This window comes from Pseudomonas sp. TMW22090, assembly GCF_022496665.1.
Classification (GTDB): Bacteria; Pseudomonadota; Gammaproteobacteria; order Pseudomonadales; family Pseudomonadaceae; genus Aquipseudomonas; species Aquipseudomonas gregormendelii.
In genome coordinates this window covers 405,895-419,454 of sequence record NZ_SCFH01000004.1, presented here as the reverse complement: position 1 = coordinate 419,454, position 13,560 = coordinate 405,895, and the positions used below count along the sequence as shown (strand labels likewise).

Below are 13,560 nucleotides of genomic sequence, written 5' to 3'. Positions count from 1 at the left end.
GGGTTAAACCCCGGGAAACAGCTCGCGTCGGGCGCCTTCGGTAATCGCAACGATACCGGGGTGCTTGACCTTGCGCTCCACCGAGATGGCGTAGAACGACTCGGTGACCGCGTCCGTCTGGCCGATCACCTCCACGCCATATTGGCGTCTGACTTCATCGGCGATCACGCTGGGGCCGATGAAAATCCCGCTGCCGGATTGCCCGAAGGCCTGCATCAGCGCGCTGTCATCGAACTCGCCGACAATTCTTGGCTGTATCTGCTGCTCGGCGAACCAGCGCTGCAAGCGACTGCGCACCACGGTTTCCGGCCCGGGAATCAGTAGCGGGGCACCGTGAAGGCTGCGGGGAAAATCCTGGCCGTATAGCGCCGCCAATTGCGCAGTGGCGAAGAAACTGATGCCGCACTCCCCGAGTTTCTGGCTGTAGCCCTTGATGTCGAGGTGCGAAGGCATGGGGCTGTCGGAGATCACCAGGTCCAGGCGCTGGATCGCCAGGTCGGCGAGCAGGCGTTCGAGTTTGTCCTCGCGACAGGTGATGCGCATCGGCTCGCTCAACTCCATGGTCGGCGCGATCAGGCGGTAGACGATGGATTTGGGCACCACGTCCGCCACCCCTACCCGAAACAGAATCTGTTGTTCGTTGGGCTGGGCGCGCAGCATCAGCTCCAGTTCGCCTCCCAGCTGGAACATTTGCTCGACGAATGGCAGGGTCTGGCGCCCGGCTTCGGTCAGCTCCAGCTGCCGGCCGACGCGCTGGAACAGTTCGATCCCATAGGTTTGTTCCAGCAGCGAGATCTGCCCGCTGATGGTCTGCGGCGTCAGGTTGAGCTGTTCGCAGGCGCGCACAATGCTGCCGGTTTTGGCCACGACCCAGAAATAGTGAAGCTGGCGATAATTGAGCATGTCGATCAACAGTTCGTTAAAACCGAAGTATAACAGCCAAAAATACGAATTTTACTGAACTGTTTCGATCTCTAGAATGCAGCGCTATCAACGGGCCACTGTATTGGCTGCGTTTGTTCTAACGAGGGAATTTGATGAAGTTTAAAACCACGGCATTGTTGGTCGCGTCTTTACTGTTACTGGCGGGCTGCGACCAGGCTGAAAAAAGCGCTCAGCAGTTGATGGGCAAGGCCGCCGAGACTGCCAAACAGGCTATCGACGATACGCATAAAGCTGCAGAGCAAGCGATCAGCGACGCCACCGGCGGTTTGATCAGCAAGAAAGAATCATCGGCCGAAGAAAAAGACGACACTGAATCTTCGTCCCAGGAAATCTAAACCGTCTCAACGAGTCAGGACTGACCCATGGAATATCTTTTAGAACTTGCTGTAAGCCCTACCGCCTGGGTTGCCCTGGCTACGCTGGTGGTCATGGAGATCGTGCTCGGCATCGATAACCTGATCTTCATTTCCATTTTGACGAACAAACTGCCCGAGCAGCATCGGCAAAAAGCACGACGCATCGGTATCGGCATGGCGCTGATCCTGCGCCTGGCGCTGTTGAGCACCATTGCGTTCATCGTCCAGTTGACGGCACCCGTGATCGAAATCCTCGGCCACGCGTTCTCCTGGAAAGACATGATCCTGATCGCCGGTGGCCTGTTCCTGTTGTGGAAGGCAACCACTGAGATCCATCACAGCATGGACCCGGCGCCGGAAGATCCAAAGTCGGCGACTTCCACCGTGACGCTTGGCTTCGCGGCGGCCATCGGGCAGATCCTGATGCTGGACCTGGTGTTCTCCATCGACAGCATCATTACCGCTGTCGGCATGACCGAGCATTTGCCGATCATGATCATCGCGGTGGTGGTGTCGGTGCTGGTGATGTTGCTGGCGGCTGATCCCCTGGCCAAGTTCATCAACGACAACCCGACCGTGGTGATGCTGGCGCTGGGCTTCCTGATCATGATCGGCATGACGTTGATCGCCGAAGGCTTCGGCGCCCATGTTCCAAAAGGCTATGTGTATGCGGCCATGGCTTTCTCTGCCACGATCGAATGCCTGAACATGATGTCGCGACGGGCCAAGCAGAAGCGTGCGACTGCTGAAGCTTGACGCTGACTGAAAACGCAACGGCCGCCTGGTAACCAGGCGGCCGTTTTTGTTTGTTGAACCCTGGCCAGTCAGTGCGCAGATACGGTTTTGCGGGGCTGCGCCAGGGGGGCAGGTTGCACCGGGTGATGATGGCGGCGGGCAATACGCAGCACGCCCCACAGCATGGCGGCCGCGACCGCCAGCCATCCGGTTACCAGCATCAGTATGATCATTGCCAGGCTCATCAGTGCCTCCTCTTTGCCCTGCTGCGGGCAACCACTCTTGCTAAATGACAGTCTAGCCGTTGCCATGTTGCAGGCTATTGACCAAAGGTCGCCTGTCACCAACCAGTTCGCTCTATCGAAGCGCCGCTACTGGCACTTGAGGCTATACCCTGGCTGCCTGTCGCCCTATGATCGACGACCTGGCCGGTCGATCGATTGCCGGCATTTGAACAAGAGAGAGATGATGGTACGGGTATTTCCTCGAATTATGGCTGCAGCGCTGTTCGCCTGGAGCCTTGCGAGCCTGACTGGCTGCGCCGGCAGCGTCTCGCCGCAAATCAAACGGCTGCCGGAACGGGTCGAGCTCAGTGGCACCTTCTATCGCGGGCAGACCCATCAAAGCGGTCCGCAGGTGTTGGCCAGCCTGCTGTCGCAACAGGGCATCGCGATCACGCCCGGTTTGCTCGACAAGCCGCTGCGTCTGCCGGCAGCCGAGGCTCAGCTGCAGCAGAACATGGTCAACCTTGCCCGGGAATATGGCCTGGTGGTCTACCCCCTCGACGACGATCTGCCAGCATTGCTCACCCAGGTGGCCGCCGGTTATCCGGTGATGGTGCGGTTCAACGAAGGCTCGGCGTTCTGGGCTGGGCCGCGCTACGCCATTCTGTCCGGCTACAACACCCAGAAGCAGACCGTTCTGTTGCGCGCCGGGATGGATCGCCGGACCCTGATGAGCTTCAGTTCATTCGAGTCGGCGTTCAAGGACGGCGGCGGCTGGGCGGTACTGCTTCAGAAGCCGGAGCAGATCCCTGCCAATGTTGATCAGCAACGCTGGCTGAAGGCCGCGAACGATCTGGCCCAGGCCGGTCAGGAGCAAGCTGCCGCGCGGGCGAAGAGGGCGCTGGGCTCTCAGTAGTCCGTTCGTCATCTGCCGGGCACCGTCGCGCGTCGCAAGCCTCTGAAGTACAAGGCCCGGGTTTTCCGGGCCAGACCAAGGAGGCGCCCATGGCACATTCAAATACTCCCGCCGGCCCGCATTCATCGGAGCATTCGTCCGGTGATGACCTGGGTTTTGATCCTGATTCGCCTGACGCTGCAGACCCGCAAGTCGATCCCGTCGGGCCCGCCATCGCGCCGCTGGACAAGGATCCGAACAAGAACGAGAAGGCACCGGCCAAGCCTTACGACCCGCTAAGTGACCTCAAACCCTGATTTTCTGTGAGGTGCGTATGTCTACCGATTCGAGTTTCAATGACAAGCGTCCGGACAGTGTCCCGACTACGCCTGAGGACGATATAGACCCCGTCCTCGATCCGGACAGTCCACTGCGCGATCCAATGGCGCGTCCGCTGGTGACGCCGGCCGAACACCACAGGGATCCAAGTGCGGGAGATGGCATTCCGGATGATGACCAGATGCCGCTGCCGAACGACTGATGGCAGGCAATAAAAAGCCCCGGACGATCGGGGCTTTTTTTTTCGGCTGCGTTTACTTGGACGCCTCGACCACACCGCTCTGGCGGCTCTTCAGGTTCTTCTCCGACTTGTATTGCAGCGCCACCGATGGCACGTTCGCGCCCTTGCCGGTTTCTACCCAGCTGCGAATCCGGCTGGCATCGGCGAAATGGGTGTATTTGCCGAACGCATCGAGTATCACCAGGGCGACCTGGCGATTGCCCATGGTCGTCACCAGCACCAGGCAATGTCCGGCCTGGTTGGTGAAGCCGGTCTTGGTCAGACGGATGTCCCAGTTCGGCTTGTTCACCAGGTGGTCGGTGTTGCGAAAGCCCAGGGTGTAGTTGGGTTTGCGAAACGACACGGTTTTTTCCTTGGTGGTGCTTAGCGTCGTCAGCAGCGGGTACTTGTGGGCGGCCACCAGCAGTTTGCTCAGGTCCCGCGCTGTCGAAACGTTGCGAGGGGAAAGTCCGGTAGGCTCGACAAAGTGAGTGCTGGACATGCCCAGGGCCTTGGCCTTGGCGTTCATGGCGGCGATGAACGCGACGTAACCGCCCGGGTAGTGATGGGCGAGGCTGGCCGCGGCGCGGTTTTCAGAAGACATCAGGGCAATGAGCAGCATTTCCCGGCGCGGCATTTCGCTGTTGAGCTTGACCCGGGAGAACACGCCCTTCATTTCCGGCGTGTCGCTGATGTTGATGGAAATGTATTCGTCCATGTTCTGGCGCGCTTCAACCACCACCAGCCCCGTCATCAGCTTACTGACAGACGCGATGGGCACGACCACGTCCGGATTGCTCGCATAGATGACTTTGTTGGTCTGCATGTCCATCAGCAACGCGCTGCCGGAGGCGATCTTCAGTTGTGTGGCATCCCGAGGCGCCGAGGTGGTTTCGGCGGCGTTGACCGATGGCGTGATGAATGTCCCTGTAACTGCAAAAACCAGGGTCAGGATGGAAAGACGGATTTTCACGCTGGCAGACTCATAAGAGGTGGATAAGCCGTTTTGTAACGGGCTATTTCTTAAAACCGACGCATTTTAGGAGTATGGCTGAAGAACTGTCGATGGTTGATCAAATAACAGGTCAAAGTCCTTGAAAAGACGTACAAAACAGCGGGTTTCCGGCGAATGGTAGGTTGGGTTCGGCGAATACAAAAAACCCCGCCATTGGCGGGGTTTGTTGGCTCAGCGTGCAAGACACACAATGCCATCAGCCATGCAGGGTTTCTGCTGCGTACAGGGTGTTTTCCAGCAGGCACGCACGCGTCATCGGACCTACGCCGCCAGGCACCGGGGTGATCCAGCCGGCGCGGGGCAGGGCGGTTTCGTAGATCACGTCACCGACCAGCTTGCCGTCGTCCTGACGGTTGATGCCGACGTCGATAACGATTGCGCCTTCCTTGATCCACTCGCCCCGGACCAGCCCCGGCTTGCCGGCGGCGACCACCACCAGGTCAGCGCGGCCGACGTGACCGGCCAGGTCCTTGGTGAAGCGGTGGGTGACCGTCACGGTGCAGCCGGCCAGCAGCAGTTCCATGGCCATCGGGCGACCGACGATGTTCGATGCGCCTACGATCACCGCGTCCATGCCGTACAGGTCAGCGCCGGTGCTTTCCAGCAAGGTCATGATGCCCTTGGGTGTGCACGGGCGCAGCAGCGGGATGCGCTGGGCAAGGCGGCCGACGTTGTAAGGGTGAAATCCGTCAACGTCCTTGTCCGGGCGAATGCGTTCCAGCAGCTTGGAAGCGTCCAGGTGTTCCGGCAGGGGCAGTTGAAGCAGGACGCCGTCGATTGCCGGGTCGTCGTTGAGGCGATCGATCAGCTGGGTGAGTGCTTCCTGGGTGGTTTCTGAAGGCAGGTCATAAGCTTGGGACAGGAAGCCGACCTCTTCACAGTCTTTACGCTTGTGCGAGACATAAACCTGAGAGGCAGGATCGCTGCCGACCAGGATCACCGCAAGACCGGGCGCGCGCAGGCCTTGCTGGCGACGCTCGGTGACGCGTTTGGCGATCTGCTGGCGCAGGCTGGCGGCGATCGATTTGCCGTCGATTAGTTGTGCAGTCATTGCGCGTGATTAACCATCGAGAGGGGAAAAAAAGAGAACGCATTCTCGCATGTCATGCGGTGAGGGCAAAGGCGCTTGGTCTGCAAATTCCTCTAACCCCTTTAATTAAATGAATTTTTTTTAAAAAGGATTTGACGCCCTTTGGGGCGGTCTATACTATTCGTCGCACTTGTCGGGCACAGCCTAGCACTGGTTAAGAAGGTTGAGCGGAGTTCCGATTCTGCGAGGCTGGAAAGCACTTAGTTTGTAGTCGTCCAAGAGTACAGATTAACAAGGCGCCCGTAGCTCAGCTGGATAGAGCATCCGCCTTCTAAGCGGATGGTCGCAGGTTCGAGTCCTGCCGGGTGCGCCATTAGGCAGCTTTGGCACAAGTAGGCGATATGGTGGGCGTAGCTCAGTTGGTAGAGCACGGGATTGTGACTCCCGTTGTCGAGGGTTCGATCCCCTTCGTCCACCCCATATTTCAAAAGGCGCCAGATTAACAGTCTGGCGCCTTTGCTTTAACAGCTTCAACCCGCGGATGTGGTGGAATTGGTAGACACACTGGATTTAGGTTCCAGCGCCGCAAGGTGTAAGAGTTCGAGTCTCTTCATCCGCACCAAATAAAGCTTCAGTCATGCCGCTTGGCTTGAGTGGGGTTCGACGAGAAACTCCGGTTCCCTTGTCATGCTACATGGTGGGCGTAGCTCAGTTGGTAGAGCACGGGATTGTGACTCCCGTTGTCGAGGGTTCGATCCCCTTCGTCCACCCCATATTTCGAAAGGCGCCAGATTTAACAGTCTGGCGCCTTTTTTGTTTCAGTGGTTTCAGTGATTCACGGCCGCAGTTACTGGGTCGTAGTAGCGGGGCGTTTCGTCGTATTTATGTTTCTCGATGATGCCGCGCTCCCGCCGGCCTTGCTCGCAAGGTCGGTTGTCCGGGGTCTGCCCGGCAACCGCTTCTATATATAGGAGGGTTGGTGCAGAGCCCTGGCGTGATTGACCGTATTTGCCATTGGGGCGGGCTGCATTGGTGTATCCGCCCCTATAAATTGCCTGCCACGTTTTTACCCGTTTTCAGTAGGGTGACTTCTTGAGTTTGACCTACTAGAATGCATGCCCTTGATTCTGGGGTCGGAAACGGCCGGCCAACGTCTGTGCAACGAGGAATATCCATGCAAGTTTCTGTTGAAAATACTTCTGCTCTTGAGCGCCGCATGAGCATCACCGTGCCGGCTGAGCGCATCGAGACTCAGGTCAACAAGCGTCTGCAGCAGACTGCCCAAAAGGCCAAGATTGCTGGATTCCGTCCAGGCAAAGTGCCAATGAGCGAAATCAAGCGCCGTTTTGGTGCTGATGCCCGTCAGGAAGCTGTTGGCGACGTGATCCAGTCTTCGTTCTACGAAGCCGTCGTTGAGCAAAAGCTGAACCCGGCTGGCGCACCTTCGATCGAGCCAAAATCTCTGGAAGCTGGCAAAGATCTGGAATATGTAGCCATCTTCGAAGTGTTCCCTGAGTTCACCGTTGCCGGTTTCGAAGGTATCGCTGTCGAGCGCCTGAGCGCTGACGTAGCTGATGCTGATCTGGACAAGATGCTGGACGTGCTGCGCAAGCAGAACACCCGCTTTGAAGAAACTGATCGCGCTGCTCAGAACGATGACCAGTTGAACATCGATTTCGTTGGCAAGGTCGACGGCGAAGTGTTCGCTGGCGGTTCCGCCAAAGGTACTCAGCTGGTGCTGGGTTCGGGTCGCATGATCCCTGGTTTCGAAGACGGCCTGGTTGGCGCTAAAGCCGGTGAAGAGCGCGTTCTGAACCTGACCTTCCCTGAGGATTATCAGAACCTCGATCTGGCCGGCAAGACCGCTGAGTTCACCGTTACCGTGAACACTGTGTCCGAGCCGAAACTGCCAGAACTGAACGAAGAATTCTTCGCTCAATTCGGCATCAAGGAAACCGGTCTGGAAGGCTTCCGCGCCGAAGTTCGCAAGAACATGGAGCGCGAGCTGCGCCAGGCCATCAAGTCCAAGGTCAAGAATCAGGTAATGGACGGTCTGCTGGCCACCAACCCGATCGAAGTGCCAAAAGCCTTGCTGTCCAACGAAGTTGACCGTCTGCGTGTGCAGGCTGTTCAGCAATTCGGCGGCAACATCAAGCCTGATCAACTGCCTGCCGAGCTGTTCGAAGAACAAGCCAAGCGCCGCGTTGTACTGGGTCTGATCGTGGCTGAAGTGGTCAAGCAGTTCGACCTCAAGCCTGACGAAGCCCGCGTTCGCGAAATGATTCAGGAAATGGCTTCGGCCTACCAGGAACCTGAGCAGGTCGTGTCCTGGTACTACAAGAATGACCAGCAACTGAACGAAGTTCGTTCGGTTGTGCTGGAAGAACAAGTTGTGGATACTGTTCTGCAGAAGGCTAACGTGACCGACAAATCGGTCTCTTACGAAGAAGCAGTCAAGCCGGTAGAAGCTGCACCAGCCGCCTGATCGTTTTTGCGCTAAGAAGTACACACCATAAGCCAGCCTTCGCGCTGGCTTATGCGTATTCAAGACATAACTATTTGGGAGCGACTGCAGAGCATGTTCCGTAATTCTTATATTCAGCAGAACTCTGATATCCAGGCCGCAGGCGGCCTGGTCCCGATGGTTGTCGAGCAATCCGCTCGTGGCGAGCGCGCCTATGACATCTACTCGCGTCTTCTCAAGGAGCGCGTGATTTTCCTGGTTGGCCCGGTAGAGGACTACATGGCCAACCTGATCTGTGCGCAGCTGCTATTCCTTGAAGCGGAAAACCCGGACAAGGACATCCATCTCTACATCAACTCCCCGGGCGGTTCGGTGACTGCAGGCATGTCGATCTACGACACCATGCAATTCATCAAGCCGAACGTGTCGACCACCTGCATCGGACAAGCCTGCAGCATGGGCGCATTCCTGCTGACGGCCGGTGCCCCGGGCAAGCGTTTCTGCCTGCCGAACTCGCGCGTGATGATTCACCAGCCACTGGGCGGTTTCCAGGGCCAGGCTTCGGACATCGAAATCCATGCCAAGGAAATCCTGTTCATTCGCGAGCGTCTCAATACGCTGATGGCCAAGCACAGCGGGCACACACTTGAAGAAATCGAGCGCGATACCAACCGCGATAATTTCATGAGTGCGGAAGCCGCGCGTGCGTACGGGCTGATCGATGAAGTGATCGCCCAGCGCCCAGCTTAAAATAAGCAGCTCAAAATAGGGCTGGTCGGCTTGTCTGATCACCTGCGGACTTGAAAAAGCCTGCAATAGCCTTCATCTTGTGTTGCAAGCCTATCGGATTTGGATCGATCGAATGACTGACACCCGCAACGGCGAGGACAACGGCAAACTGCTTTATTGCTCCTTCTGTGGCAAAAGCCAGCATGAAGTGCGCAAATTGATTGCCGGTCCCTCGGTCTTTATTTGCGACGAGTGCGTCGACCTGTGCAACGACATCATCCGTGAGGAGGTGCAGGAAGCCCAGGCCGAAAGCAGCGCGCATAAATTGCCATCGCCTAAAGAAATCAGCGGCATCCTTGATCAGTATGTGATTGGTCAAGAGCGTGCGAAGAAGGTTCTGGCCGTAGCGGTGTACAACCACTACAAACGTCTGAACCAGCGCGACAAAAAGAATGACGACGTCGAACTCGGCAAGAGCAACATCTTGCTGATCGGCCCGACAGGCTCGGGTAAAACCCTGCTTGCCGAAACACTTGCCCGCTTGCTGAACGTTCCGTTCACCATCGCCGACGCTACCACCCTCACCGAGGCGGGTTACGTAGGGGAAGATGTCGAGAACATCATTCAGAAGTTGTTGCAGAAGTGCGATTACGACGTGGAAAAGGCCCAGATGGGCATTGTCTACATCGATGAGATCGACAAGATCTCGCGCAAGTCCGACAACCCGTCGATCACTCGGGACGTTTCCGGTGAAGGCGTGCAGCAGGCGCTGCTCAAGTTGATCGAAGGCACGGTCGCTTCCGTTCCGCCTCAAGGTGGTCGCAAGCATCCGCAACAGGAATTCCTTCAGGTCGACACCCGTAACATCCTGTTCATCTGCGGCGGTGCGTTCTCCGGTCTGGAGAAAGTCATCCAGAACCGTTCCACCAAGGGTGGCATCGGTTTCAACGCCGAAGTGCGCAGCAAGGAAGAAGGCAAGAAGGTCGGTGAATCCCTTCGTGAAGTCGAGCCTGACGATTTGGTCAAGTTCGGTCTGATCCCTGAATTTGTCGGTCGTCTGCCGGTACTTGCCACGCTGGACGAGCTTGATGAGGCTGCGCTGATGCAGATTCTCACCGAGCCGAAAAATGCTCTGACCAAACAGTATGCCAAGCTGTTCGAGATGGAAGGTGTTGACCTGGAGTTCCGGGCTGACGCGCTGAAATCGGTTGCCAAACGTGCCCTGGAACGCAAGACCGGTGCCCGTGGACTGCGCTCGATTCTCGAAGGTGTACTGCTCGACACCATGTACGAAATCCCCTCGCAATCCGAGGTGAGCAAGGTGGTGATCGATGAAAGCGTGATAGAAGGCAAGTCCAAGCCACTGTATATCTACGAAAACAGTGAGCCGGCTGCCAAGGCCGCGCCAGACGCTTAAGCGTCACGCAGCTGGAATAAAGAAGGGGCCTTCGGGCCCCTTTGCTTTTTGCAGGTTTTAACACAGTCATTGCGCTTGTTTTTTTTCAAGGCAGCCCCCATCTTGGTTTCAAGCTTACTTCCATCTGTTTACGGCCTTATGGCCGCCGTAGAGGCGAAATCATGAAGACAACCATCGAATTGCCTCTCCTGCCATTGCGTGATGTTGTGGTTTATCCGCACATGGTTATCCCGCTGTTCGTGGGGCGCGAGAAATCTATCGAAGCCCTCGAGGCCGCGATGACGGGTGACAAGCAGATCCTTCTGCTGGCCCAGAGAAACCCTGCTGACGACGATCCCGGTGAAGATGCCCTTTACCGTGTAGGTACCATTGCGACTGTCCTGCAGCTGCTCAAGCTGCCTGACGGCACGGTCAAGGTTCTGGTCGAAGGTGAGCAGCGGGGCGCCGTGGAGCGCTTCAGCGAAGTGGACGGCCATTGCCGTGCAGAAGTCTCCCTGATCGACGAAGTCGACGCACCGGAGCGCGAGTCGGAAGTTTTCGTCCGCAGCCTGCTGGCCCAGTTCGAACAATATGTGCAGTTGGGCAAGAAGGTCCCGGCTGAAGTCCTGTCGTCGCTCAACAGCATCGACGAGCCAGGCCGCCTGGTCGACACCATGGCCGCGCACATGGCCCTGAAGATCGAGCAGAAGCAGGAAATCCTCGAAATCATTGATCTGTCGGCCCGGGTCGAGCACGTGCTCGCGCTGCTGGATGCCGAGATCGACCTGCTGCAGGTCGAAAAACGCATTCGCGGTCGGGTCAAGAAACAAATGGAGCGCAGCCAGCGCGAGTACTACCTGAATGAGCAGATGAAGGCCATTCAGAAGGAGCTCGGCGACAGCGACGAAGGCCACAACGAAATCGAAGAGCTGAAAAAGCGCATCGATGTCGCTGGCTTGCCGAAGGATGCCCTGGCCAAGGCCCAGGGCGAATTGAACAAGCTCAAGCAGATGTCGCCGATGTCGGCGGAAGCGACCGTGGTGCGTTCCTACATCGACTGGCTGGTGCAGGTGCCGTGGAAGGCCCAGAGCAAGGTTCGCCTGGATCTGGCCCGCGCCGAAGACATCCTCGATGCCGACCACTATGGTCTGGAAGAAGTCAAAGAGCGGATCCTCGAATACCTCGCCGTGCAAAAACGCGTGAAGAAGATTCGCGGCCCGGTGTTGTGCCTGGTCGGTCCTCCAGGGGTCGGTAAAACGTCCCTGGCGGAGTCGATTGCCCACGCCACCAACCGTAAATTCGTGCGCATGGCCCTCGGTGGCGTGCGTGATGAAGCTGAAATCCGTGGTCATCGCCGTACTTACATCGGTTCGATGCCAGGAAGATTGATTCAAAAGATGACAAAGGTGGGTGTGCGTAACCCGCTGTTTCTGCTCGATGAAATCGACAAGATGGGCAGCGACATGCGCGGCGATCCGGCGTCGGCGTTGCTGGAAGTGCTCGACCCAGAGCAGAACCACAACTTCAACGATCACTATCTGGAAGTCGACTACGATTTGTCCGATGTGATGTTCCTGTGCACCTCCAACTCCATGAACATCCCGCCGGCGCTGCTCGACCGGATGGAAGTCATTCGTCTGCCGGGCTACACCGAAGACGAGAAGATCAACATCGCCGTCAAGTACCTCTCGCCCAAGCAGATCACTGCCAACGGCTTGAAGAAGGGCGAGCTGGAATTCGACGCCGAAGCCATCCGCGACATCATCCGCTACTACACCCGCGAAGCCGGTGTACGGGGGCTGGAGCGCCAGATAGCCAAAGTTTGCCGCAAGGCGGTCAAAGAGCACGCACTGGAAAAACGCTTCTCGGTGAAGGTCACTGCCGACATGCTGGAGCACTTCCTGGGCGTGCGTAAATTCCGCTACGGCCTGGCTGAGTCCCAGGACCAGATCGGTCAGGTAACCGGGCTGGCGTGGACCCAGGTGGGCGGCGAACTGCTGACGATCGAGGCCGCAGTCGTGCCAGGCAAGGGCCAGTTGATCAAGACCGGTTCCCTGGGTGATGTGATGGTCGAGTCGATCACCGCCGCTTTGACGGTGGTGCGCAGCCGGGCCAAGAGCCTGGGGATTCCCCTGGACTTCCACGAGAAGCGCGATACGCACATCCACATGCCGGAAGGGGCGACCCCGAAGGACGGCCCTAGCGCTGGTGTAGGCATGTGCACGGCCCTGGTATCGGCCCTGACCGGTATCCCGGTGCGCGCGGATGTCGCCATGACCGGTGAAATTACCTTGCGTGGCCAAGTGCTGGCGATTGGTGGTCTGAAGGAAAAACTGCTCGCGGCACACCGCGGTGGAATCAAGACCGTGATCATTCCTGAAGAGAACGTACGCGATCTGAAGGAAATTCCTGACAATATTAAGCAGGATCTGCAGATCAAACCGGTTAAATGGATTGACGAGGTCCTGCAAATTGCGCTGCAATACGCGCCGGAGCCCTTGCCTGATGTGGCTCCCGAGATAGTCGCAAAGGATGAAAAACGCGAGTCTGACTCTAAGGAAAGAATTAGCACGCATTAATACGCATTTGCCTGGGGGGCTTCCTTGACAGCTTTTTAGAGCCCTTGTTATAAAGCGGCTCTTATAGTGTCTGTAGGCCATTCAGCACTCGTTTTTGCTTTCACCAAAAAACTTAGAATCATACTCAAATAGATATAAGGGGACTTAGAGTGAACAAGTCGGAACTGATTGATGCTATCGCTGCATCCGCTGATATCCCGAAAGCTGCTGCTGGCCGTGCGCTGGACGCTGTAATCGAATCCGTCACTGGCGCTCTCAAGGCTGGCGACTCTGTTGTTCTGGTTGGCTTCGGTACTTTCTCCGTGACTGATCGTCCTGCTCGCATTGGTCGTAACCCACAGACCGGTAAGACGCTGGAAATCGCAGCCGCCAAGAAACCAGGTTTCAAAGCCGGTAAAGCGCTGAAAGAAGCTGTCAACTAAGTTCGATTCAGGTTTTTGCCTATCCGGGTCGGGGTCATACCTGACCTGGCAGCGGAGCGGTAGTCCAGTCGGCGAGTCGCCGGTCCGAGACGCCGAGGGTCGCACGTTCGATCCCCTCGGTCCGCTCCGCCAGTTACGAGAAGGCGCATCCTCGGATGCGCCTTTCTTCTATCCGGATTCTACCCACGCTCCACGGTTGCCTAATTTTGAA

General features: G+C 57.3%; 14 protein-coding genes and 4 tRNA genes. 14 read left to right on the top strand and 4 right to left on the bottom strand.

The annotated features are described in order from the left end of the window. Positions 1-3: 3 nt before the first annotated feature. On the bottom strand, positions 4-903 hold the full coding sequence (gene nhaR / locus EQV97_RS14510) for a transcriptional activator NhaR (RefSeq protein WP_122839354.1): 900 nt from the start codon (positions 901-903) through the stop codon (positions 4-6). Positions 904-1,037: 134 nt separating this feature from the next. Between nhaR and EQV97_RS14505 the strand changes: the two genes are divergently transcribed. Further along, positions 1,038-1,280: a hypothetical protein gene (locus EQV97_RS14505; protein ID WP_045060157.1), complete on the top strand. Its 243-nt coding sequence runs from the start codon at positions 1,038-1,040 to the stop codon at positions 1,278-1,280. Positions 1,281-1,307: 27 nt separating this feature from the next. Beyond that, positions 1,308-2,057, top strand: coding sequence for a TerC family protein (locus EQV97_RS14500; protein WP_045060158.1), 750 nt, complete (start codon positions 1,308-1,310; stop codon positions 2,055-2,057). 68 nt (positions 2,058-2,125) lie between these two features. Here the strand turns inward: EQV97_RS14500 and EQV97_RS14495 are convergent, their stop codons facing one another. Next, positions 2,126-2,281, bottom strand: a complete 156-nt coding sequence (locus EQV97_RS14495) for a hypothetical protein (protein WP_163019420.1) — start codon at positions 2,279-2,281, stop codon at positions 2,126-2,128. A gap of 223 nt (positions 2,282-2,504) precedes the next feature. Between EQV97_RS14495 and EQV97_RS14490 the strand changes: the two genes are divergently transcribed. The 3 genes from EQV97_RS14490 (at position 2,505) to EQV97_RS14480 (ending at position 3,696) form a co-directional block, all read left to right on the top strand. Beyond that, complete coding sequence (locus EQV97_RS14490; RefSeq protein ID WP_122839352.1) at positions 2,505-3,176, top strand: peptidase C39 family protein; 672 nt, start codon at positions 2,505-2,507, stop codon at positions 3,174-3,176. 89 nt (positions 3,177-3,265) lie between these two features. Next, entirely contained in the window at positions 3,266-3,472 is a 207-nt protein-coding gene (locus tag EQV97_RS14485) for a DUF6021 family protein (RefSeq protein ID WP_122839351.1), read from the top strand. Between the two features lie 17 nt (positions 3,473-3,489). Beyond that, positions 3,490-3,696, top strand: a complete 207-nt coding sequence (locus tag EQV97_RS14480; RefSeq protein WP_122839350.1) for a hypothetical protein — start codon at positions 3,490-3,492, stop codon at positions 3,694-3,696. 52 nt (positions 3,697-3,748) lie between these two features. Here EQV97_RS14480 and pbpG read toward each other — a convergent pair whose 3' ends face one another. Next, entirely contained in the window at positions 3,749-4,687 is a 939-nt protein-coding gene (gene pbpG / locus EQV97_RS14475; protein WP_122839349.1) for a D-alanyl-D-alanine endopeptidase, read from the bottom strand. A 238-nt stretch (positions 4,688-4,925) separates the two neighbouring features. After that, positions 4,926-5,780: a bifunctional methylenetetrahydrofolate dehydrogenase/methenyltetrahydrofolate cyclohydrolase FolD gene (folD, locus tag EQV97_RS14470; protein WP_240889134.1), complete on the bottom strand. Its 855-nt coding sequence runs from the start codon at positions 5,778-5,780 to the stop codon at positions 4,926-4,928. A gap of 275 nt (positions 5,781-6,055) precedes the next feature. On the opposite strand from folD, the gene EQV97_RS14465 reads away from it, so the two are divergent. The 9 genes from EQV97_RS14465 (at position 6,056) to EQV97_RS14425 (ending at position 13,349) form a co-directional block, all read left to right on the top strand. Continuing rightward, positions 6,056-6,132: transfer RNA gene (locus tag EQV97_RS14465), tRNA-Arg, on the top strand. 31 nt (positions 6,133-6,163) lie between these two features. Further along, positions 6,164-6,239: transfer RNA gene (locus EQV97_RS14460), tRNA-His, on the top strand. Between the two features lie 57 nt (positions 6,240-6,296). Next, a tRNA-Leu gene (locus tag EQV97_RS14455) sits at positions 6,297-6,381 on the top strand. 75 nt (positions 6,382-6,456) lie between these two features. After that, positions 6,457-6,532: transfer RNA gene (locus EQV97_RS14450), tRNA-His, on the top strand. A 401-nt stretch (positions 6,533-6,933) separates the two neighbouring features. Continuing rightward, positions 6,934-8,244 carry a trigger factor gene (gene tig, locus EQV97_RS14445; protein ID WP_122839347.1) on the top strand — a complete coding sequence of 437 codons (1,311 nt, stop codon included), beginning with the start codon at positions 6,934-6,936 and terminating at the stop codon, positions 8,242-8,244. Positions 8,245-8,337: 93 nt separating this feature from the next. Beyond that, positions 8,338-8,973, top strand: coding sequence for an ATP-dependent Clp endopeptidase proteolytic subunit ClpP (gene clpP / locus EQV97_RS14440; protein WP_122839346.1), 636 nt, complete (start codon positions 8,338-8,340; stop codon positions 8,971-8,973). 112 nt (positions 8,974-9,085) lie between these two features. Then, on the top strand, positions 9,086-10,369 hold the full coding sequence (gene clpX / locus EQV97_RS14435; RefSeq protein ID WP_007946893.1) for an ATP-dependent Clp protease ATP-binding subunit ClpX: 1,284 nt from the start codon (positions 9,086-9,088) through the stop codon (positions 10,367-10,369). Positions 10,370-10,530: 161 nt separating this feature from the next. Continuing rightward, positions 10,531-12,927, top strand: a complete 2,397-nt coding sequence (gene lon, locus EQV97_RS14430) for an endopeptidase La (protein WP_240889133.1) — start codon at positions 10,531-10,533, stop codon at positions 12,925-12,927. A gap of 149 nt (positions 12,928-13,076) precedes the next feature. After that, entirely contained in the window at positions 13,077-13,349 is a 273-nt protein-coding gene (locus tag EQV97_RS14425; RefSeq protein WP_002552737.1) for an HU family DNA-binding protein, read from the top strand. Positions 13,350-13,560: the final 211 nt, after the last annotated feature.

Bases quoted from the DNA above. Each gene is read 5' to 3' on its own strand.
- EQV97_RS14490 (WP_122839352.1), top strand. From the start codon at position 2,505: ATGGTACGGGTATTTCCTCGAATTATGGCTGCAGCGCTGTTCGCCTGG.
- EQV97_RS14485 (WP_122839351.1), top strand. From the start codon at position 3,266: ATGGCACATTCAAATACTCCCGCCGGCCCGCATTCATCGGAGCATTCG.
- EQV97_RS14495 (WP_163019420.1), bottom strand. From the start codon at position 2,281: ATGAGCCTGGCAATGATCATACTGATGCTGGTAACCGGATGGCTGGCG.
- clpP (WP_122839346.1), top strand. From the start codon at position 8,338: ATGTTCCGTAATTCTTATATTCAGCAGAACTCTGATATCCAGGCCGCA.
- clpX (WP_007946893.1), top strand. From the start codon at position 9,086: ATGACTGACACCCGCAACGGCGAGGACAACGGCAAACTGCTTTATTGC.
- tig (WP_122839347.1), top strand. From the start codon at position 6,934: ATGCAAGTTTCTGTTGAAAATACTTCTGCTCTTGAGCGCCGCATGAGC.
- EQV97_RS14505 (WP_045060157.1), top strand. From the start codon at position 1,038: ATGAAGTTTAAAACCACGGCATTGTTGGTCGCGTCTTTACTGTTACTG.
- lon (WP_240889133.1), top strand. From the start codon at position 10,531: ATGAAGACAACCATCGAATTGCCTCTCCTGCCATTGCGTGATGTTGTG.
- EQV97_RS14480 (WP_122839350.1), top strand. From the start codon at position 3,490: ATGTCTACCGATTCGAGTTTCAATGACAAGCGTCCGGACAGTGTCCCG.
- folD (WP_240889134.1), bottom strand. From the start codon at position 5,780: ATGACTGCACAACTAATCGACGGCAAATCGATCGCCGCCAGCCTGCGC.
- nhaR (WP_122839354.1), bottom strand. From the start codon at position 903: ATGCTCAATTATCGCCAGCTTCACTATTTCTGGGTCGTGGCCAAAACC.
- EQV97_RS14500 (WP_045060158.1), top strand. From the start codon at position 1,308: ATGGAATATCTTTTAGAACTTGCTGTAAGCCCTACCGCCTGGGTTGCC.